This window comes from Kyrpidia spormannii (genome assembly GCF_002804065.1).
GTDB classification, from domain to species: Bacteria; Bacillota; Bacilli; order Kyrpidiales; family Kyrpidiaceae; genus Kyrpidia; species Kyrpidia spormannii.
On the sequence record NZ_CP024955.1, the window covers coordinates 890197 to 909767 of the forward strand.

Genomic DNA, 19571 nt, shown 5'->3' on the forward strand with positions numbered 1-19571 from the left:
CCTTTCCGGATGATGGTCCCATCGCTTTCACCTTTCCCCGGGATTCGCCGATTCATACCCGGACGCCGGGCTGTGGACCGATCTCAAGGGCGAGGAGCATGAAGAATTTGGCATCGGGGAAGCTAAAGGCGTGGAGGTGAAGAGGATGGCGAGCCCCGTGGCTGTAAAGGACCTGTATGATTCGTATATCAATCCCGGCATGGCGAAGTTGCACCATTTAATGGGGTTGTCCGCCGGGGAGCTCCGTGGGGAGGGAAGTCTCGTGTATGACGAGGACGGGAGGCGTTATATAGACTGCGTGTCTGGATATGGATCATTGCCCTTCGGACACCGTCCGGGCCCGGTGTTGGAAGCGGTGCGCCGGCAGATGGACCGGATGGCCCTCTCGTCGAAAGTCATGCCCGGCCGTCCGGTGGGAGAGTTGGCCGAGGCCCTAGCTGGGTGGACTCCCGGGGATTTGCAGTACAGCTTTTTTTGTAACAGTGGTGCGGAGGCGGTGGAAGGGGCTCTAAAATTGGCCCGGGCAGTGACGGGGCGTCCGGGGTTTGTCGCGGCGGAAGGGGGGTTTCATGGGAAAACCTTTGGGGCGCTTTCGGTGTCCGGCCGGCAGCGGTATCGAGCCCCCTTTCATCCTTTGCTTCCCGGTGTGACGTTGGTGCCGTTCGGGGATGTGGAGGCGCTAAAAAGGGCGGTGTCCCAGGAGACGGCCGCGGTGATCCTTGAGCCGATTCAAGGGGAGGGCGGGGTCCATCCGGCGCCCCGGGGCTACCTGACGGCCGCCAGGGAGATCTGCAACCGCGCCGGGGCACTGTTGATCCTGGACGAGGTGCAGACGGGTCTCGGGAGAACGGGGATGCCGTTTGCGGCGGAACGGGATGGCGTGGTCCCCGATGTGATGTGTCTGGCCAAGGCCCTCGGGGGTGGGGTGATGCCCATTGGCTGTTTCATCGCCAGGCCGGAGGCGGCCCGTGCTTTCTGGGAAGATCCTTTGATTCATACTTCCACCTTTGGGGGGAATCCCCTGGCAGCTGCGGCGGGACTTGCGACCCTGGATTGGCTGCAACGGGAGGATCTGCCCGGGGCGGCGGCAGAAACGGGACGATGGCTCAAAGGCGAGTTTGAGGAGATGGCCAAACGGTATCCGGGCTGGATCCGCGAGGTGCGCGGAGAAGGACTTTTGCTCGGCGTTGAATTTGTCGATGAGGCCCGGGGAGGACTCGTCATGAGCGGGTTGGTGGAGAAGGGTGTTCTCACGGCGTTTACCTTGAATGAGTACCGGGTGGTTCGGGTGGAGCCATCTTTGACGATTGATCGCGGCTTGTTGATCCAGGTGCTGGAAGCGTGGGATGCGGTGCTCGGCTATTGGTACGGGCAGCTAGACCCAGGGGAACTTGAAGCGACGGGGTGGGAACCCGATCGGCAGGTCCTTGGCCCGGACTCGGAAAGTGGAGGCGAATCAAGAGAGACGGCTCGAAACGCGGGGAAGGAGGGGGATGGAAATGCCGGTGGTTCAGGTGAGGGAGTCGTTCGCAGGGCCTTGGCATGAGGTTTTTGACTGGGTGGCGAATTTTGAGCGATACCCCGAATTTGTCCCGGATTTGACCAAAGTGGTGGTCTTGGAACGGGGTGAAGATTGGACCATCAGTCGATGGGAGGCGAAGATTGGAGGGACTCCCCTCGGGTGGACGGAGAGGGATGTGTGGGTGAGGGAGAAAGAGGGCGGGCGCATCGTTTTTGAACAATTGGAAGGGGATTTGAAACGCTTTTCCGGCCACTGGAAAGTGGCTTGTGAGGGCTTAGGATCGACGGCCGAGTTTCGATGTGAATTCGAGATCGGCCTTCCCGGACTTGCGATTATGCTTCACCCCGTAGCCGGACTGAAACTCCGGCAAAGCATGGCAGGGCTGCTTCGGAATCTGAAAATCCGTGTGGAGGCCGCAGAAGATGGAACATCAATTCGCTTTCTTGATTCACCCCTTTGATCGCCGGGACATCACGCGCAAACTTCCTGCCCTGGCCGCTTTGCCCGACCCGACCCTGGACCGGTTACTGCGTCACCTGCCGCCATTACTCGTCGATCGCATCGATGGGGTGACGGGGGCGCAAGGAGTGAAGACGTCGGGGTGGCTTGTGGGCACACCGTTGACCTCCCAGCAACTTTTGGAGCTGCCTTGGCCCGTGGTCTACCGAAAACTCCTTGCGGCCGGGAAAAAGGCGGTCCGACTGGGCGCCAAAGTGTTGGGGTTGGGGGCGTTCACCGCCGTCGCCGGGGACGCCGGGGTCAGTTTAGCCCGCAGACTGCCCATCGCGGTGACGACCGGGAATTCCTACACCGTGGCCATAGCGTTGAAAGCGGCGGACGTGGGGGCGCGGTGGATGGGCTGGGATCCGGACAGGGCGGGGTGGGTGGTGATGGGTGCCACGGGGGGCGTGGGGAGGGTGTCGGTGGAGATCCTTGCCTCCCGGGGTCGGAAGGTGTTCGCCCATGTGCGGGACGATCGCAAGGCGGGCGAGTTTCTGGAGTATTTTCGCCAACGGGGTTTGGAGGGCAGAATTGAGATGGATCATGATGTGCGCCGCATCCTATCCCAGGCGCCGCTGGTGATCACCTGTTCCAGCGCGTTGGAAGCGGTGGTTCAGCCCCAGGATCTGCTTCCGGGTGCGGTGGTTTGCGACGTGGCCCGTCCCAGGGACGTTTCCCGTCAAGTGGCCGATCATCGCCCGGATGTACTCGTGATCGACGGAGGTTTGGTCAAAGTGCCGGGCGGCTACCCGGGGACTTTGGACCTGGGTTTGCCGGCGGATACAGTGTACGCATGCATGGCGGAAACCATGGTCTTGGCCATGGAGGGTCGGCTGGAACACTTTTCTTTGGGCAGAAACCTCACCGCCGACCGGGTTCGGGAGATTGCTGAACTTGCCAAAAAGCACGGGTTTGAGCTCGCCGCTTTTCGAAGTTTTGAGCGTGCCCTGACCCGGGAGGCGGTGGAGAGAATCCGGCGGGAGGCGGACTTCCGTCGGGGCGAGGCTGCCCCGGGACCGGGCGCGGATGGGCGTTTGACCGGGGATCGGCCTGATCCTGTGGGGGTCTAGGGCATAGAGCGGGATTTGGAGGTTCAGGCATTCGCACGCCGGGGGGAACCCAGGGCGGGGCCCGGGCGTTAATCAGCCTCTTCGAGGGTGGACAGCCGGGCCAGAGTTTCGGCGGAGCGGGCGATCTGCCCAAGGGAGGCGGCCAGCTCCTGCACCGCCGCCGCCTGCTCTTGGGTGTGGCGGGTGGACATCTGGATATCCGCGATCATCCGCTCCACGGCCTGTTGGATGTCAGAAAGCTTCCCTTCGATATCTTTGGAGGCGGACTGACTGCGCTGGGCGAGGCGCCGGATCTCATCGGCGACCACGGCGAATCCCCGGCCCTGTTCTCCCGCCCGGGCCGCCTCGATGGCGGCATTGAGACCAAGGAGATTGGACTGGGCGGCGACTTCGTGGATGAATCCAAGAACGGAGGAGGTGACTTGGATTCGTTCCTGGGCGACCATGGCGTTGTTGCTGATATCTGTGTTGGCTGCGGCCACCTCGCTGGCGGTCCGGGATAGGGAATCGGCGTTCGCCGACAGTTGCTCGACTAACGCCGACAGCTCCTGGGCGTGTCCCTGAAGAATATCCTGCCGCTCCGTCAATACGATGACGGTGATAATCCCCACCATTTCTCCAGATTCCTCGAGGATCGGCTCGGCCACGGCGTAGTAGGAGTAGCCGAATTTTTCCTTAGAACGCCGATCGACGACCCGTTGTCGAGCCTGCAAAGCTTGGTAAGTGACGGTGTTGCGATGGGCGCCGAGGGCTTCGCCGGGCTGGAGCGGCATCGGAACCCTCGGGTGCTCGTAGACAGCGGTTATCCGTTCCGTGTCGGTGACCACCACGGTGCAAGGTTCAAGAAAAAGACGCTGAATCAGCGGTGCTGACCGTAAAACAGCATCAAGCGCAGAAGACATGGGCACTTACCTCCGATGAAAGCTTCGTCGGGCGGATCCGATCCATTCCGCCCGTCTAAGCTTCATCACCAGGTCGAGTTGTTCCTTGCAAAAAAATGTGTGAATAGATGATGAGAATTTGGTGAACGACCATCGGCCCCGATAATCTGCTCTTTTCACGGGGCTTTGTGCAGGAGCAGATGCACGGTGCGACCTTCAGAACGGCGCTGTGTGAGCGAAGGAATCACCGGATGGGGAAGGTGGATCCGGTGGCTCCAACTCTGGGTCCGACGATGAAAGAGAGGGGGCTGATCCCGTTCCACCTGGTTATATGTTCGCGCCTGAAGATACACCATCTCCGGTTCCACCCGGATTTCGACTGCATCCGGGTCACACCAGGTGGGAGTTTGCACAATCAGTTCGATGGTTTTTCCACGATCGGACATCTCGTAGCCCGGCATTTCCGGAAAAGACGAGCTTAGAATTGTCCATGGGAACTGGGAGCCCATCCAGCGCATGGGCGGCCACATGATCCGGACCTCCTCCCCGGAAAGGTTTCTTTCTATCAGGGTACGACAGAGACTGTGCAGGAGTGTGGGCGGCTGGTGTCTTTGCCACTGGAAGCCGTTTATAATGAACATGTCGAACCACTGGATTTCCGAAGGAGAGGTGTCCATGAAACTGCAGGGGAAAACCGCGCTGATCACGGGAGCTGGGTCGGGGATGGGCCGGGCGATGGCGGCACTCTTTGCTGCGGAAGGAGCGGCGGTGGCGGTGGTGGACGTGGTGGAGGACCGGGTGCGGGAAGTGGTGGAATCGATCCAGAATCAGGGTGCACAGGTGATCGGGATCACCGCGGATGTATCCAAGCAGGAAGAGATCGACCGCATGGTCGAGACCGCTACCGGTCGCTTTGGACGACTGGATATCCTATGTAACAACGCCGGGGTCATGGATGGCTTTCATCCCGTCGGCGAGGTGAGCGATGAACTATGGGATCGGGTGATGGGCATTAATCTGGAGGGGCCCTTTCGAACCTGTCGCTTGGTGGTGCCGATGATGGTCAAGCAGGGCGGAGGCGTCATCGTCAACACCGCTTCAGTAGGTGGGCTGTTCGGTGGCCGGGCCGGGACGGCCTATACCGTCTCTAAACACGGGCTGATCGGACTTACGAAAAGTATCGCCTGGTACTATCACGATCAAGGGATCCGATGTAATGCGATTTGTCCGGGGGGCATTGAGACGGCCATCGGAGCGGGGCCCAACCCCAGCGAGATCGGATTTTCCTATGTGCAACGCGGTCTCGCGACGTCCCCGCCGCCCGGATCTCCTGAAGATGTGGCCCATCTCGCCCTTTTTCTGGTGTCCGACGATTCCAAGTATATCAACGGGGCGACAGTGGTGATCGACGGCGGATGGACGACCTATTGAACAGATCGCCCGCCCATTCCCCTTTTTGGGCGTGAATCGGCCCGGTCCCCCGCTGACAAAGCCGGACCGGGCCAGGCGATTGACTCCCGTTCAATGACCCCTGTTATCCTTTAGATGAGGTTCCAAACCAGTGCTTGAGGAACAAACGCAGCACCCGAATTCCCGTTTGCATCTCCGGCTCTTTCAGCATCCCCAAAAGGCCCATGGCGCCGATTCGGGCCGCCGGAGTCCGGGCGTCCTCGGCCATTGCCAGGTTCAGGGCCGTTTCCACCCGGTCCAGAGTTTCTACCCCTCGTAGCATTTTCTGAGTGACCAACTCCAAGGTCGGTTCGGTCATGGCGTCGGTGAGAATTCCCGCCGTCTCTGCCAAGTCGAGCAGCTTGTTGAGGGAACCGTTTTTCTCCATCTGCACGATGCGGTCCAGCAGTCTTCCCAGGGATTCCGAGGCTGCCAGGAGTTTGTCCAGCAGTCCCGGGAGGCGGGAATCGGATAGGACGTCGAGTAACACTGACGCCTTTTCCAACTTCTCGGTCATGTGATCGATGGTTTCATCGGTCATGGCGTCCGCCGCCATATGGGCCAGGGTTAACGCCGTATCCAGGGTGCCTAGTTTGGCCAACAGCCCTTCGACGGCTGCCACGCGGTCTTCGGTCAGTTGGAGTTCGGCCAGGGAGCGGTTTGGCTGATCCAGTTGCGCTTCCACCTGTGCTTCCTCCTTCCGCCTCACATAATCCCCTGCAGGTTGACCCAATGCATATTATTGTACGACAATTTCGCCCAATGAACAGGTTTCGACGGTGTGACCGGGCTGGGCGGGTTGGCATAATCAAAGGCGATATAGGTGGCCTTATCCAGGCCGGTCTCGATGAAGCAGAACACTTTACCGTGGTACAGCCGTTCACCGGGTCCGCCCCGGATCCGGTCCACCAGATTGGCGGCCAGAATCTCCGATTCGAAATGGGCCACAGACCCTGCTTTCGAAATGGGCAAGTTGGTGGCGTCACCGATGACGAAAATGTCCGCCTGATCCGCCAGATTCAGACGATTGCGATCGGTGGGCATCCAGCCTTCCTCATCGGAGAACCCGCTCTTCTGGGAGAAAGTCGACCCTTTATGAGGCGGGATGACAACCAACAAGTCGAAGGGGATGCGCCGTCCGTCGATGGAGACGAGTTCCTTTTTCTTCGTGTCGACCTCCTCCATCAGGAAGAAGGTCTCGATATGCACGCCTCGGGACTCAAACTCCCGCTGGGCCATGTTCGCCACCGACTCGGTGCCATAGGGTCGGGCGAGGGGATAACAGTAGGTAATGTCCGTTTTGTCACGGATTCCTTTTTTCCGGGCCCAGTCTTCGAACATCATCGTGAACTCCAGGGGTGCCACCGGGCACTTGTGCGGCAGTCCGACTGCAATGACCACTTTCCCGCCCCGGAAGGTGTCCATGGCCTGTTGAAGCTTCAGTGCTCCGTCCACCGTATAGAAAATGTGTCCCGCCTCCAGCAGCCCTGGAATCTGGTCGGGCTGAGGATGAGACCCGGTGGCGATGACGGCGTAATCATAGGGAAAGCGTTGTCCTCCGTCGGTGGTGACCACTTTGCGCTCCGCGTCGATGTGCACCGCCTCGCCAAAAATCAGCCTCACCGAGGGATGCAAGACATCTTTGACTTTGCGCATGAGTTCTTCCGGCTTTTTCAAACGGAACGGGATATACAGCAGGCCCGGTTGATACAGGTGATCTTCTTTGTTGCTGATGACCGTGACCCGAAGTTCTCCGCCGGCAATCTCCGGGGCCGCATCCCGGGCTAAGCGGTTGGCGAGCATCGTTCCCGCAGTGCCACCGCCCACGATAACAACCTCTTTCATCCTGTGCACCTCCTGCGTCCTATGGATTTCAAGCCACTTCCAGTCCGTGTACTCCCGGCGGCGCCTTTCTACTTCATCTGGACTCGAATGCGCCAGTAAGTGCCCGTCGGGTCGTTCACCTCTTCACTTCCCAAAAATGTGTGCCCCATCTTTTCTGCCCACTGCGGTACGTCTTTGAGGGATCCCTTGTCATTGCTCCACAACTCCACCACTTCACCGGAGGTGGTGTGTTTCGATTTCTTGATTAACTCCATCAACGGTCCGGGACAAAACGCCCCTCGGGCATCGATTACAACTGCTTGCTGCGCCATCCTTCAGCCTCCCGTTCACAAAAATGTAACGCGTGTGTCTTTATCGTATCGAAAAAGAAAAGAAGCGATAATAGGGGAATCCCCTCATTTCACCGAAAGGACAAAAGGCAGACACAATTAGGGAAATTCCCTGATAGAGAACTTTGACCGGGAGCTGCTACACTGAAGCCAATCTAAGCTCTCCAGGGAGGGTTGCCCATGGTTTTCTCCATCAGCACCGATGAATTGTATCGACGAATCGAACAGGGAGAACCGATATTTATCCTGGATGTTCGGAATACTGATGAATATTCAAACTGGAAAATCGAAGGTCGCAATGTACAATCCATCAATGTTCCCTACTTTGACTTCATGGAAGATGAAGACAAAGCGGTCTCCCAGGTTCCAAAGGACAAGGATCTCGTGGTGATCTGCGCTCATCAAGGATCCTCCGCCTATGTGGCGGACGTCCTCGACCGCCGGGGATACCGGGCTGTATACGTGCAGGGAGGCATGGCGGCCTGGGGGAATACCTATCACGTCGTGCCGGTGGTGGAAGAACCGGATTGGACACTTTTGCAGATTAATCGGGTTGGCAAAGGCTGTCTGTCCTATTTCATGTTCTCGAAAGGCGAGGCGGTGGTGGTGGAGCCACTGCGCAATGTTAATCTTTACACCGAGTTGGCAGAGAAATACGGAGTAACGATCCGGCATATTCTGGATTCCCATATGCACGCCGATCACATTTCCACCGGCCCGGAGCTGGCGGCTCGAACCGGGGCGACGTATTACCTGAACTCTTCCGAAGGCTCGAAGGTCCGTTTTGAGCCCCTCGAGAAATATGAAAAATTGCAATCCGGAAATATCGAAGTGGAGGTCTTGGTGGTGAAAACGCCGGGGCACACCCCGGGAAGCCTCTCCTTCTTTGTCAACCAGAAATATCTCCTGTCCGGGGATACGATCTTTGTCGGCGGACTCGGGCGGCCAGATTTGGGCGGCAAGGCCCGGGAATGGGCGGAAGATCTTTATGATACGGTATTCGGCAAGGTGGCGGCGCTTGCCGATGATGTGATCGTCTTGCCTTCCCATTACGCGAGCTTTGCCGAACTGAACGACAAAGGGGTCGTGGCCGACACCCTCGGCAATATCCGGAGCCGAAACGAAATTATGCACTTGGCCGACCGCCAGCGTTTCATTGAAACGGTGGTGGAGTCGGACAGTGCCCTGAAACCGCCGAATTATCTGGACGTCCTCGCCATTAACCGGGGGGACTTCCAGGTTGACGCGGCCCGGGCCGACGAACTGGAGATGGGTCCCAATCGGTGTGCAGCTCATCACGCCGCCGCTTCTTGACCGGTTTCTTCCCCGGGCCTGCCGGCCCGGGTCCGGGGGACAAGGAAACCTGCGGGAAGTTTGTCATTCCCTCGGCCGCAAGGCGGGCCGAGCTCAAAAGAGTGCAGAGCAGAAAGTTTTTCTGCCTTGCACTCTTTTTGTATGCTGGGCACAATGGGGATGAAGGGCAGAGGAGGGCAGAGGATGGCAGAAGAGCCGTTTCGCGCATTGGTGGACGGCATGAAAGAAGGCGTTATCGTCATGGATCGGGATCGCACGATTCACTACATGAACCCAGCCGCCGAGGTGTTGACGGGATGGCGGGTTGGAGAGCGGGCTCCGTATTGCGCCTATTGTACGGCGCGGTCGGTGCTGCCCGGGGAGGAGCGATGTCTGCTTGCCCAGAACCAGTCCCTCCCATATTTTGAGTCGGAAATGGCCGTCTACCGAGGGAAACACCGGTCTTTTCAGATGAGTTTGGCGCCGATGTCCGATCCGGGGGAAGAAGGCCGGCTGGTTCTTCTGATCCGCACGGTCTTGCCCAAAGAGGAGGATCACAAGTGGAGGCTTTCCCAGCTGTTACTCCGGGAGACGATTGCAGCCCAGGAAGCAGAGAGGCGACGCATTGCCCGGGAGCTGCACGACAACGTTTCACAAAAGCTGTTTAGCGCCTACCTGGCGACTCACGGCATCCGAATGCGGCTCACGGACCCAGAGCTGGCCGAGTACTGCCGTAACGTGGCGGAAACCCTCCAGGAAGTCATGGAAGACGTCAAAGCCGTGTCCCGAAGCCTGCACCCCGCTACGTTGGATCTGCTGGGGATCGTACCCACAGTCCGGGCCTTCTGCCGTCAATGGTCGAGTCACACTTTGCGATGCGATTTTGACACCAATATCCCGGACGATCGGCGGTATGCCCCGGACCTTGAACTGAATGTGTATCGAATCATTCAGGAGGCAACGGTGAATGCGGTGAAACACGCCGATTGTACCAAACTGGATGTGAAACTGATGGAAGATGACCACCGGCTTCTCGTGCAGGTGACGGACAATGGCAAGGGTTTGAGGCTGCCCGCCAAGGAAGGCCTCGGTATTCGCCATATGCGGGAGCGGGCCCAGGTATTGGGCGGGGTATTCTGTCTGACCTCCGAACTGGGGCGAGGAACGACGGTGCAATGTACAGTGCCTCTCAGGGGGGATGGATGGTGAGTGAGCGGCGGATCCGGGTACTCATTGTCGACGACCATTCCATTGTACGCCGGGGCATCGCGTTCATGTTGTCCACCCAGCCGGACATGGAGGTGGTGGGCGAGGCGGCGGACGGCCGGGAGGCAGTCCAGAAGGTGTTGGCGTTAAAGCCTCACGTGGTTCTGATGGATCTTTCCATGCCCCAGGGTTTGGACGGGATCGCGGCCACCGAGGAGATCAAAGATCAGTTTCCCGAGGTCAAAGTGATCGTTTTAACGATGTATGACGAAGACGTGTACCTTTGCCGGTTGTTGCGCAACGGGGTGGAAGGCTTCCTCCTGAAACAAACCGCCGGGGAAAATCTGATTCAAGCGATCCGCCAAGTGATGAACGGTGATTATTGGTTTGAGAGCGAATTGCCGAAAGAGATCGTGGACGAGATGAAACAGCGCCCCGAGCCGGAGAACTGCGACGAGGACGCCGTCATCCTGACGGAGCGGGAGCGGGAGGTGCTGGTGTTTCTCGCCCGGGGGTATCAAAACCGGGAAGTGGCCAAGGAACTGAACATCAGTGTGAAAACGGTGGAAAACCATAAAGCAAACATGATGCGCAAGCTGGGCGTCTCCACGGTGCGGGAAGTGATCGAATACGGCCGCCGGAATCGGCTGCTCGATCTATACCGATGAAGGAGGTTCGTAGATTCCGAACTGCTCCCAAAGATCCTCCATCTCGTGCAGAATTTCCGCTGTCTGTTTGGATAGGCGATTTGACACAGCGCGGAGTAATCCCGTCAGAAAGGATAGGGGCGCGACGAAAGAGTCCATGTGGGAGGGAATGCCTGTGGGCGTGAAAAAAGACTCGTCGGCCAGAGGCGCGAGGGGAGACGAAGGATAATCCGTTATCGCCATGATCCACGTTCCTCTTTTTTTTGCGTACCGCAGGTGTTCCACCGTCCAGTGGGCGTAACGGGAGAACCCAATGCCCACCATCACATCACCAGGTCCAAAGCGCTGTAAAAGGTCGATCATTCGCGGGTCTCCAGTAAATAACACCACGTCTTTTCCCAAAAGATGAAGGTAAAATTGCAAGAATTGCCCAAGGGAAACGGTGCTCCGAGCGCAGACGATTCCAATCCGCGAGGCGGAGATCAGCCGTTCCCTGGCCCGAAAAAAGGTTTCTACGTCCAACCTTTCGATCATTAGAGCGATGTTCTGGGCACTTATCTTCTTCTGTGTGATGTTTGGGATTGCCCTGGTGGGCTTGGGGGAACGGGGCCGTCCGTTTGTCAGTCTTATGGAAATCGTATCTCAAGCTTCGTTCCGCTTGGTCAACCTGGTGATGACCGTGGCGCCCATCGGCGTGTTTGCCCTGATGGCGGCTACCATCGGAACTTACGGGGTACAGTTGGTGATCCCCCTGTTGCGGCTGATCGGAACGGCCTATGTGGCGCTGGCCATTGTGGTGTTTGTGATTTTTCCGATCGTTGCGTGGTTTTTGCGAATCCGTATCATTGAAGTCTACAAAATGGTTTGGGATCTCATGATCATCGGGGCGTCGACCGGCAGCACAGAAACCGTGGTGCCGCAGTTGATGGATCGACTGGAGCGATTTGGTGCGCCCAAGTCCATTACTTCTTTTGTCATCCCGGCGGGATTGCCGCTCAATTCTGATGGGACGACTCTATATCTCACGATCGCTGCACCTGTTATCGCTCAGTTGTTCGGAATTCATATGACGTTTTGGCATCAGGTGATGATGATCTTGTTCTTCATCGTGACCAGTAAAGGGGTGGCCGCGGTTCCCTCGTCGTCCATGGTGATTTTGTTGGCTACGGCGACGGCGGTGGGTTTGCCCGCAGAAGGGGTGGCGCTGATCCTAGGGGTCGATCGGGTGATCGACATGGCGCGGACGGCGGTGAATGTCATGGGCCATGTTTTTTCCTCGACGGTGGTGGCTCGTTGGGAAGGCGTGTTTGGGCAGAAGGATCCGGAAGTCACGGTGCAGTCGAGCACCCGGGAAGAAGCAGAGCCCGTGTAAGGGTGGCTTTGGAGAGGGATTAACTCTGGTGCTGTCGAGCAGGTTTCTTGTTTCGATGTCGACGGGACCATAAGGTTGTCCCGCCTGTGTAGAGTAAAAATAGCCCAGCGACGATCCAAAAGAGTGCGTCTGGGCCGAATATACTCATGACGAAGGTTCCGCCCATGGGCCCGGCGACCATACCGGCGCCAAAATGGATAACGGCCAACCGATTGGCCCGTGGGAGCTCCCGCCCGTCGACTAGATCCTGAAGGTATGCCAGGCTCAGGCTGAACAGCGAGCCGGCGGCGGCTCCGGCCAGACCGAACCCCAGGGAGAAACCCGCTGTTGAAGACGCGTAGGCGGTGGTGATCAGCAGGGCGGCGCCAACGGCGCTGCAAACGATGAGAGTCTTTCCGCGGCCGAACCGGTCGCTCCACCACCCGAGAGGCATTTGAAAGATCAAGCTACCGATCACGAACAACGACAGCGCCAAAGAGACCCCGGATAAGCTCCATCCCCGGGAGGCTGCATACAACGGGAGACCCGCGTTAAAAGCCGATTCCATAAATCCGAACGCAAAGGGCAAGGCCAAGGCGGGAAGGGCTGAGCGATACAGGCCCGGCACCCCACACAATCGGGTACGCCCGCTCATCAAGGACGGTTCATGGGGGAGTGGATCCGGACGCACATCTTGGATGCGGAGGATGGGTACTCCAGCTGCCAACAGTACGCCAGCGGCGAACAAAAAAGGGACGGGTTCTCCCCACAGGAGGGTGTTGACCCCGAGGGGCCCCACGGCGAACCCAACTCCCGTGGAGAACCCGTACAGTGCCATCTGCCTCCCCCTGCGGGCGGGATCCGCCAAAAGTCCTAACCAAGTTTGGGTGCCGTAATGGACAGCTCCAAGCGCCGTCCCCAAAACAAACCGCAGAACCAACCAAACTGAAGCCTCTTGGAACGTCGGAAACAAGAGGGCAGACAGTGCGGCGGCCCCGAGGCCGGCGCACACCGTCATCCGAAATCCGATCCGGCGGGCCACTCGCTCCATGAACAGCATGGAAAAGAGCAACCCGGCATAAATGGTGACCGTGGCTGCCGCCCCTGTCGCAGTTCCTCGGGCTGCTTCCAGAGCGTTGCCAGTGCCCTGTGGATCTAGAGCGGCCAGTAGGGGGCTCGCAACTGCTCACATAAACCTTAATGAAGATTGATATTCCTCATCATTTTGTGTAATATTATCTCATGAAGGTTTCCATTGGTAGAGCCGCCAAAGAGTTGGGAGTTGCCCCGGAGACCCTTCGCCGCTGGGAAGCGGAAGGGAAAATCCGGGTGGAGCGGACACCCGGAGGTCACCGTCGGTATGACCTGGCCAGTCTTCGCGGATGGGCCCGCAAGGAACCGGAACCGAAAGAGCGGATCACTCTCGCCTATGCCCGGGTCTCCAGTCACGACCAGAAGGGGGATTTGGAACGGCAAGTGGAGTTGCTGGAGACGTTCTGCGCCGCAAACGGGTGGCGGTTTGAGGTGGTCCGCGACTTGGGTTCCGGGCTCAACTACAACAAAAGGGGCCTGCGGGAACTCATTCGCCGGATCTGTTCCGGGGAGGTGGGCCGGTTGGTGGTCACCCACAAGGACCGCCTGCTTCGGTTCGGGTCGGAGTTGGTCTTCTCCTTGTGCGAGCATTTCGGAACGGAGGTGGTCATCATCAATGCCTCGGAAGAGGCGACCTTCGAGGAAGAGTTGGTGCAGGACGTGCTGGAGATCATCACGGTGTTTTCGGCCCGGCTGTACGGGAGCCGGAGCCGGAAGAACCGGGACATCCTGAAGACGTTGAAGGAGGCAGCCGATGCGATTTGCCCTGAAAATGCGCCTGGAAGTGGGTGAACACACCGCGGCGGTGCTGGACGGGCAGTCGCGGATCGCCAACTGGCTGTACAATCACCTGCTCGAAGAGGCGAACACCTTGCGGGAGAAGTTCCGGAGCACCCAGGCCCCGGAAGCGGCCAGGGTGCTGTACACCAAGCGGGGCCTGCGCAACCGGATTCCGATGCTGAAGAAGGAATATCCGTTCCTGCGGACGGTGTATTCGTCGGTGCTGAAGAACGCGGCCCTGCGGCTGAGCGGAGCGATCCGGAAATACCAGAAGGCCCGTCGCGAAAAGGGGGCGAAGAAGGTCGGCTGGCCGAAGTTCCGGTCGTGGAAGCGGGAGTGGTTTTCGTTGCAATACGACGAGCCCTGGAAGGGCTTCGGACTGGAGTACGGGACTTTGCGGTTATCCCTGGGGAAAGTCCTGGACGAAAAGACAGGCAAGGAGAAGCAAGCCCAGGTGACCGCCCGTCTGGCGGAACCCTTGCCCGATTGGTTCGAACCGGGAATGGTTCGCCAGCTTCGGATCGTCAAGGAAGGGAAGCTGTTCTACGCGGTGTTCACGGTGGAGAGGCCTGTACCGGCCCGGCGGCCTGTGGGACGGGTGATCGCGATTGACCCGAACCACAAGAACCTGGGCTACGGAGTGGGGACCGACGGGGTGGCGACGGAAATCCAAAACCCGTGGTTTCTCAAGATTCTGGACCGGCGGATTGACGAGGTAAAGTCTCTTCGGGACCGGTGCAAGAGGAAGTCGGTTCGGGTGGTACGGGAAGACGGATCGGAGGTGTGGTTGCCGTCGCGAAGGTGGAAGAAGCTGAACGAGCGGCTGGAAGAGCTGTGGCGGGTGCGCCGAGAGCAGACGAAGGTGTACCTGTGGACGGTGGCCAACCGGTTGTACCGGGAGTATGACGGGGTGTATGTGGGGAATTACACGCCGCACGGCGGGGGGATCAGCACAGGAATGCGCCGGGCGATGAACAACCAGTCGCTTATTGGTCGGTTCAAAGAGGCCCTGGAGTGGGTGGCGACCCGGTCGGGCAAGGTGTACGGGGAGTGGGACGAAGACGGGTCGACCCGGACGTGTTGCCAGTGCCACTACAAAGTGCCGGTCGGGATTCCTCCGGAGGTTCGGGAGTGGACCTGTCCGGAGTGCGGGACGTACCACATCCGGGACGAGAATTCATCGATCAACGGGCTTAAGCAAGTGCTTGAAAAGCTAGAGGTGCCTGGCTCGGGCCGTCTGGGAGGCAAGATTGCCGTATGCACCAGGCGGGCTTGGCGGTTCGACGGTCTAGGGATCCAAGAGATTTCGGGGGCCGCCGGCGGGCGGGTGAGTTGATCACGCCGCCAGCCGCCAAGAAATCAAATGAGGGACATGACAGTCCTGAACCCAGATCCTGCGCAAAAAGAGATTTGTGTAGGTTTGGGAGAGCGGATGAGCATTCCTTGGCTTGTGGTCGCTGCACCCACCGCCGTCGTAATCGACCAGAATGCGCGGTGATTCTGTAAATCGCGGGGATGAGATTCTTTGAGCGGGTCATTTCGGATCCGTTTCGACATGGCTGTCCTCCTTGGAGCGCGTTGAGGTGAGAGAGTTTAATAACATACAAAATCCCACATCCTCAAAAGACGTGGGACCTGCCTGTCTTTACGGAATTACGATTTGGCTGGATCTTAATTCCATCGATGAAGTTGAATCTCGTTCATTATGCCATGAGATGCATAGATGAAGCAATACTAGCGAAAAAAGGGGAGCCCCAGGTGAATGTCCCTTCTCCTATGTCTATTACTCATTGAATGTCGCGACCTTTCGCAGAGGACGCAAAGGCCATTGGGCGGTTGGATGGCTGTGCAGGTGCATCAAGAGGGAGTATCGTTGAATCGGTACGTGCTGCACAAGCTAAGCCCGTGAATATTGGCGTACCACGATGAGAAAAAAACTGGGGAAACCGGGGTTTTGTTATCCTCCAAACACACTAGACTCGTGCAATTGCCCCAGGCACAAGGCAGATTGGGAATCACAAGGTTGGAGGCTCTTTTGCTAAATGAAACAAGGCTTTCGGGGATGTTCACGATGAGTGGTGGGCCGTGAGGGAATCGAACCCCCAACCATCCGATTAAGAGTCGGGTGCTCTACCAATTGAGCTAACGGCCCGAGGTGGTGACCCTAATGGGATTCGAACCCATGTTACCGCCGTGAGAGGGCGGCGTCCTAAACCACTAGACGATAGGGCCGACAATGGCTGCGGGACTAGGACTCGAACCTAGACTACCTGATCCAGAGTCAGGCGTGCTACCATTGCACCATCCCGCACTGTGCTTGACACGTTCTTCATTATAATCTCCGGAGCCCGTTTTCGTCAACCCCTGGAGCACAACGAATTTTGTACGTGTATCACTGCTCTCTTCCTATCAGAGAAGGGTCGTGCCACAGGGACGGCGTCCCTCTGCGGCGCGACCCCGGTCTTCACAATTAAAGCCCAGTTGGGGTGGTGGAATGGGTCGTTTGACTTCGCAGATATTGAATGGCTTGGGCGAGACGGTCAAGGGTTGCCTCGCGTCCCAACAGTGCCATCACCTCAAACAGTCCCGGCCCCACGGTTCGTCCGGTCAAAGCGAGGCGGGTCGGGTGGATCAACTCTCCGCCCTTGATCCCCCGCTTAGCAATGAGGTCGCGGTAAAGGGTCTCCAATGTCGCCGTGTCCCACGATTCAGCCCCTTCTAAGACCTTGCGGGCCTCTTGCAAGAGGTCGGCCGTCTCCGGCCGCTGCAAATGTTTACGCACTCCTTTTGGATCGTACTCGGTAACCGGCCGATAAAAGTACGAGACCGCATCCACCGCCTCGACCAACGTGTGCACCCGCTCGCGCACCGCATCCAGGCGGGCTTGAGCGGCCTGGATTTCAGCCTCGGTGGCCGTCGGTGAAACGAAGCCCGCCTCCTCGAAAAATGGTCGGGCATACTCCCACACTTTATCTAAGGGCATTGTCCGAAGATAGTGGCCGTTGATCCATTCCAGTTTGCGAATGTCATAGACGGCCGCGTGTTTCACTATCCGATCGATGGAAAAGCGCGCCACCGCCTTGTCCAAACTGATGATCTCTTCCTCGTCCCCGGGGGACCACCCCAGAAGTAGGCAGTAATTCACCAAAGCCTGAGGGAGAAACCCGAGGCTGCGAAATTCATCCACCGACGTGGCCCCGTGGCGCTTGCTCAGTTTGGTCCGGTCCGGGGCTAGGATCATGGGCACGTGGGCAAAGGCCGGCACTCGACCGTCCAAAAGTTGAAATAGCACCACGTGGCGCGGCGTGTTCGACAGGTGCTCTTCTGCCCGGATCACATGGGTGATCCCCATCTCCAGATCGTCCACCACTGTGGCAAAATGATACGTAGGCCACCCGTCGCTCTTGAAAATGACAAAATCGTCCAGTTGATCGGGCGCAAATTCCACTCGCCCCCGGACCAGGTCGTCGACGACCACCGGCTGATCCTGATCGACCCGTAGACGGTATACCGGCCGCTGGCCGGCCGCTTCCCGGGCAGCTCGCTCCTCGGGCGCTAGGTGGCGGCAGGTCCCCGGGTACCGCGGCGTTCGCCCTTCCTTTAGGGCGGACTCCCGGGCTGCCTTCAGCTCCTCGGCAGAACAATAACAGGGATACGCGAGCCCCCGCTGGATCAAGTTGTCCAGATGTCGCCGATAGATCTCCAGCCTTTGGGACTGTCGATAAGGACCAAATGCTCCGCCCTCCTCGATCCCTTCGTCAAAAGAGAGCCCGAGCCACCGAAAACCTTCCAGAATCTGGCGCAAGTGAACTTCGGAGGATCGGGCCAAATCCGTATCGTCGATGCGCAACACCATCCGCCCCCCGGTGTGTCGGGCGAACAGCCAGTTCAACAACGCCGTGCGAACCCCCCCGAGATGCAAGGCCCCGGTGGGACTCGGGGCGAATCTCACACGTACACTGCCGTCAGTCATCGTCACAAACTCCCTCCGCAATGATCACCCGTTGCATCCGATCAAATCCTCTTCCCATGATAGATGTTTGGGCCGGGAAAAGGCAAGTCCGGGCGGTCAGAGCCAGGTTGAGAGGTTTTGCCGATTCCGGGGGCGATGCGGTATCATGATTCTATGAAATACAAGTCGAGTCCGAATCGCGTGGACTTTAGAAGAAAATGCATCATTGTTCGGATTCTTGCCAACTGAAAGGAGTGAAACGGTGGATGAACGTGTCCGGCGCCATCCATGACCTGCGCGCCCTGCTGGCTGACCCGGACCGAGTCACGGTGAACGAAACAATCTTGGAGCACCATAGTCACGATCTGACTTATCACGCCCCCCATCTTCCGGAAGCGGTGGTATTTCCCACCGACACCCAGGAGGTGAGCCGCATTGTACGATTTGCCAATGAAAACGGGATTCCTGTGGTACCCTTTGGGGTTGGCAGCAGCCTGGAAGGGCACGTCATCCCCGTTCGGGGCGGCATCACGTTGGATTTGAGCCGAATGAATCAAATTCTGGAGATCCGGCCCCAGGACTTTCTCGTCCGCGTCCAGCCCGGAGTCACCCGAAGCCAACTCAACCAAGCCTTGCGGAGGCACGGATTATTTTTCCCCGTTGATCCGGGGGCGGATGCCACCCTCGGTGGCATGGCCGCCACCAACGCCAGTGGAACCAACGCGGTGCGCTACGGGGCGATGCGGGGGCAGGTGTTGGGCCTGGAGGTGGTGCTTCCGGACGGGCGGATCATTCACACCGGGGGACTGTCGGTCAAGTCTTCGGCAGGGTATTATTTAACTGGGTTGTTCGTCGGCTCGGAAGGAACCTTGGGCGTGATTACCGAGGTGATTTTGCGCGTCTACGGCATCCCGGAGCATACGGCGGCGGCCAGGGCCGTGTTTCCGGATGTCGAGTCGGCCGGACGAGCGGCGGTGGCTCTGATTGGATCGGGGATGACGGTGGGGCGGGTGGAGCTGGTGGATGCCAAAACCATCGTGGCGGTGAATCGCTTCAAAGGCACCGATTACCTGGAAAGTCCGACCCTGTTTCTCGAATTTGGCGGCGGACGAAAGGCGGTAGAAGAAGATATCCGCCTGGCTGAAGAGTTGGTGAATAGTGAGGGTTGCCAGACCTTTGTCTATGAACACGACCCCGAGGCGGTGGCTAAGCTTTGGGAGGCCCGCCATCACGCGGCGTTGGCGCTGATGGCAATGGCGCCGGGGAAAAAGATGATGACCACCGATGTCTGTGTCCCCATTTCCCATCTGCCGGGTGCTTTGCATGCGGCTCGCGAGTTGATGGAGACGCGGGGGATGGATGGATTTATTCTCGGGCACGTGGGGGATGGCAATTATCACGCCGGGTTCGCTGTAGATGCTGACAACCCCGAAGACATCGCCCGGGCGGAAGAGGTGAATGCCGCGATTGTGCGCTATGCCTTGGAGCGGGGTGGAACCTGCACTGGAGAACACGGGGTCGGTATGGGGAAACGCAAGTATTTGCCGGAAGAGCATGGAGAGGCGGTTGAACTGATGCGGGGAATCAAGGCGTTGATCGATCCCAAAGGGATTATGAATCCCGGCAAGGTGATTCCAGACTGATGAGCGGTGC

Annotated in this window: 19 protein-coding genes and 3 tRNA genes; 11 read left to right on the plus strand and 11 right to left on the minus strand. The window is 58.5% G+C overall.

Going from position 1 to position 19571, the window contains the following annotated elements:
• The first annotated feature begins 145 nt into the window (after positions 1-145).
• The 3 genes from CVV65_RS04395 to CVV65_RS17255 are packed head-to-tail and all read left to right on the plus strand — an operon-like array spanning position 146 to position 3093.
• Entirely contained in the window at positions 146-1546 is a 1401-nt protein-coding gene (locus CVV65_RS04395; protein WP_100669176.1) for an aspartate aminotransferase family protein, read from the plus strand.
• A complete protein-coding gene (locus tag CVV65_RS04400; RefSeq protein ID WP_157935375.1) occupies positions 1500-1982 on the plus strand; it encodes a type II toxin-antitoxin system RatA family toxin in 483 nt (160 codons plus the stop codon). Before CVV65_RS04395 ends, CVV65_RS04400 begins: the two co-directional genes overlap by 47 nt.
• A complete protein-coding gene (locus CVV65_RS17255) occupies positions 1945-3093 on the plus strand; it encodes an NmrA family NAD(P)-binding protein (RefSeq protein ID WP_198592127.1) in 1149 nt (382 codons plus the stop codon). The genes CVV65_RS04400 and CVV65_RS17255 overlap by 38 nt, the downstream gene beginning before the upstream one ends.
• Before the next feature lie 68 nt (positions 3094-3161).
• Here CVV65_RS17255 and CVV65_RS17260 read toward each other — a convergent pair whose 3' ends face one another.
• Together CVV65_RS17260 and CVV65_RS04415 are read right to left on the minus strand one after the other, a co-directional pair.
• A complete protein-coding gene (locus CVV65_RS17260; protein WP_100667113.1) occupies positions 3162-3995 on the minus strand; it encodes a methyl-accepting chemotaxis protein in 834 nt (277 codons plus the stop codon).
• Positions 3996-4150: 155 nt separating this feature from the next.
• Positions 4151-4504, minus strand: coding sequence for an Hsp20/alpha crystallin family protein (locus CVV65_RS04415; protein ID WP_100667114.1), 354 nt, complete (start codon positions 4502-4504; stop codon positions 4151-4153).
• 145 nt (positions 4505-4649) lie between these two features.
• On the opposite strand from CVV65_RS04415, the gene CVV65_RS04420 reads away from it, so the two are divergent.
• Positions 4650-5405, plus strand: a complete 756-nt coding sequence (locus tag CVV65_RS04420) for a glucose 1-dehydrogenase (protein WP_100667115.1) — start codon at positions 4650-4652, stop codon at positions 5403-5405.
• 103 nt (positions 5406-5508) lie between these two features.
• Here the strand turns inward: CVV65_RS04420 and CVV65_RS04425 are convergent, their stop codons facing one another.
• The 3 genes from CVV65_RS04425 to CVV65_RS04435 form a co-directional block, all read right to left on the minus strand.
• Entirely contained in the window at positions 5509-6108 is a 600-nt protein-coding gene (locus CVV65_RS04425) for a DUF1641 domain-containing protein (protein WP_100667116.1), read from the minus strand.
• Positions 6109-6128: 20 nt separating this feature from the next.
• Positions 6129-7268, minus strand: coding sequence for an NAD(P)/FAD-dependent oxidoreductase (locus CVV65_RS04430; protein ID WP_100667117.1), 1140 nt, complete (start codon positions 7266-7268; stop codon positions 6129-6131).
• A gap of 68 nt (positions 7269-7336) precedes the next feature.
• Entirely contained in the window at positions 7337-7579 is a 243-nt protein-coding gene (locus tag CVV65_RS04435; RefSeq protein WP_013074663.1) for a sulfurtransferase TusA family protein, read from the minus strand.
• A 198-nt stretch (positions 7580-7777) separates the two neighbouring features.
• Here CVV65_RS04435 and CVV65_RS04440 point away from each other — a divergent pair, with 198 nt between their 5' ends.
• From CVV65_RS04440 to CVV65_RS04450, 3 genes are all read left to right on the plus strand, one after another.
• Complete coding sequence (locus tag CVV65_RS04440; RefSeq protein ID WP_100667118.1) at positions 7778-8911, plus strand: MBL fold metallo-hydrolase; 1134 nt, start codon at positions 7778-7780, stop codon at positions 8909-8911.
• 183 nt (positions 8912-9094) lie between these two features.
• A complete protein-coding gene (locus tag CVV65_RS04445) occupies positions 9095-10099 on the plus strand; it encodes a histidine kinase (protein WP_198592128.1) in 1005 nt (334 codons plus the stop codon).
• Positions 10096-10764, plus strand: coding sequence for a response regulator (locus CVV65_RS04450; RefSeq protein ID WP_170085170.1), 669 nt, complete (start codon positions 10096-10098; stop codon positions 10762-10764). The genes CVV65_RS04445 and CVV65_RS04450 overlap by 4 nt, the downstream gene beginning before the upstream one ends.
• On the opposite strand, the gene CVV65_RS04455 is transcribed toward CVV65_RS04450, so the two are convergent.
• Positions 10753-11277, minus strand: a complete 525-nt coding sequence (locus CVV65_RS04455; RefSeq protein WP_100667121.1) for a MurR/RpiR family transcriptional regulator — start codon at positions 11275-11277, stop codon at positions 10753-10755. The two genes, CVV65_RS04450 and CVV65_RS04455, sit on opposite strands and share 12 nt — an antisense overlap.
• A gap of 7 nt (positions 11278-11284) precedes the next feature.
• Between CVV65_RS04455 and CVV65_RS04460 the strand changes: the two genes are divergently transcribed.
• Positions 11285-12115 (plus strand): dicarboxylate/amino acid:cation symporter, encoded by an 831-nt coding sequence (locus CVV65_RS04460; RefSeq protein ID WP_100667122.1) that lies wholly within the window; start codon positions 11285-11287, stop codon positions 12113-12115.
• A 19-nt stretch (positions 12116-12134) separates the two neighbouring features.
• Here the strand turns inward: CVV65_RS04460 and CVV65_RS04465 are convergent, their stop codons facing one another.
• Positions 12135-13262 (minus strand): MFS transporter, encoded by a 1128-nt coding sequence (locus CVV65_RS04465; RefSeq protein WP_331250464.1) that lies wholly within the window; start codon positions 13260-13262, stop codon positions 12135-12137.
• Between the two features lie 74 nt (positions 13263-13336).
• Here CVV65_RS04465 and CVV65_RS04470 point away from each other — a divergent pair, with 74 nt between their 5' ends.
• Both CVV65_RS04470 and CVV65_RS04475 read left to right on the plus strand, forming a co-directional pair.
• Complete coding sequence (locus CVV65_RS04470; protein ID WP_100669178.1) at positions 13337-13978, plus strand: IS607 family transposase; 642 nt, start codon at positions 13337-13339, stop codon at positions 13976-13978.
• On the plus strand, positions 13941-15302 hold the full coding sequence (locus CVV65_RS04475; RefSeq protein WP_232796709.1) for an RNA-guided endonuclease InsQ/TnpB family protein: 1362 nt from the start codon (positions 13941-13943) through the stop codon (positions 15300-15302). The genes CVV65_RS04470 and CVV65_RS04475 overlap by 38 nt, the downstream gene beginning before the upstream one ends.
• 740 nt (positions 15303-16042) lie before the next feature.
• Here the strand turns inward: CVV65_RS04475 and CVV65_RS04480 are convergent.
• The 4 genes from CVV65_RS04480 to gltX form a co-directional block, all read right to left on the minus strand.
• Positions 16043-16118, minus strand: a tRNA-Lys gene (locus CVV65_RS04480).
• Between the two features lie 4 nt (positions 16119-16122).
• Positions 16123-16198 (minus strand) — tRNA-Glu (locus CVV65_RS04485).
• 5 nt (positions 16199-16203) lie between these two features.
• Positions 16204-16277 (minus strand) — tRNA-Gln (locus CVV65_RS04490).
• A 159-nt stretch (positions 16278-16436) separates the two neighbouring features.
• A complete protein-coding gene (gene gltX, locus CVV65_RS04495; protein ID WP_232796710.1) occupies positions 16437-17939 on the minus strand; it encodes a glutamate--tRNA ligase in 1503 nt (500 codons plus the stop codon).
• A 245-nt stretch (positions 17940-18184) separates the two neighbouring features.
• On the opposite strand from gltX, the gene CVV65_RS04500 reads away from it, so the two are divergent.
• Positions 18185-19561: an FAD-binding oxidoreductase gene (locus CVV65_RS04500; protein ID WP_100667125.1), complete on the plus strand. Its 1377-nt coding sequence runs from the start codon at positions 18185-18187 to the stop codon at positions 19559-19561.
• The last annotated feature ends 10 nt before the right edge of the window (positions 19562-19571 follow it).

Coding starts and splice junctions, on each gene's coding strand:
- CVV65_RS04415 (WP_100667114.1), bottom strand. CDS start 4,504: ATGTGGCCGCCCATGCGCTGGATGGGCTCCCAGTTCCCATGGACAATT.
- gltX (WP_232796710.1), bottom strand. CDS start 17,939: ATGACTGACGGCAGTGTACGTGTGAGATTCGCCCCGAGTCCCACCGGG.
- CVV65_RS04440 (WP_100667118.1), top strand. CDS start 7,778: ATGGTTTTCTCCATCAGCACCGATGAATTGTATCGACGAATCGAACAG.
- CVV65_RS17255 (WP_198592127.1), top strand. CDS start 1,945: ATGGAACATCAATTCGCTTTCTTGATTCACCCCTTTGATCGCCGGGAC.
- CVV65_RS04420 (WP_100667115.1), top strand. CDS start 4,650: ATGAAACTGCAGGGGAAAACCGCGCTGATCACGGGAGCTGGGTCGGGG.
- CVV65_RS04445 (WP_198592128.1), top strand. CDS start 9,095: ATGGCAGAAGAGCCGTTTCGCGCATTGGTGGACGGCATGAAAGAAGGC.
- CVV65_RS17260 (WP_100667113.1), bottom strand. CDS start 3,995: ATGTCTTCTGCGCTTGATGCTGTTTTACGGTCAGCACCGCTGATTCAG.
- CVV65_RS04470 (WP_100669178.1), top strand. CDS start 13,337: ATGAAGGTTTCCATTGGTAGAGCCGCCAAAGAGTTGGGAGTTGCCCCG.
- CVV65_RS04455 (WP_100667121.1), bottom strand. CDS start 11,277: ATGATCGAAAGGTTGGACGTAGAAACCTTTTTTCGGGCCAGGGAACGG.
- CVV65_RS04500 (WP_100667125.1), top strand. CDS start 18,185: ATGAACGTGTCCGGCGCCATCCATGACCTGCGCGCCCTGCTGGCTGAC.
- CVV65_RS04430 (WP_100667117.1), bottom strand. CDS start 7,268: ATGAAAGAGGTTGTTATCGTGGGCGGTGGCACTGCGGGAACGATGCTC.
- CVV65_RS04435 (WP_013074663.1), bottom strand. CDS start 7,579: ATGGCGCAGCAAGCAGTTGTAATCGATGCCCGAGGGGCGTTTTGTCCC.
- CVV65_RS04460 (WP_100667122.1), top strand. CDS start 11,285: ATGTTCTGGGCACTTATCTTCTTCTGTGTGATGTTTGGGATTGCCCTG.
- CVV65_RS04395 (WP_100669176.1), top strand. CDS start 146: ATGGCGAGCCCCGTGGCTGTAAAGGACCTGTATGATTCGTATATCAAT.
- CVV65_RS04400 (WP_157935375.1), top strand. CDS start 1,500: ATGCCGGTGGTTCAGGTGAGGGAGTCGTTCGCAGGGCCTTGGCATGAG.
- CVV65_RS04475 (WP_232796709.1), top strand. CDS start 13,941: ATGCGATTTGCCCTGAAAATGCGCCTGGAAGTGGGTGAACACACCGCG.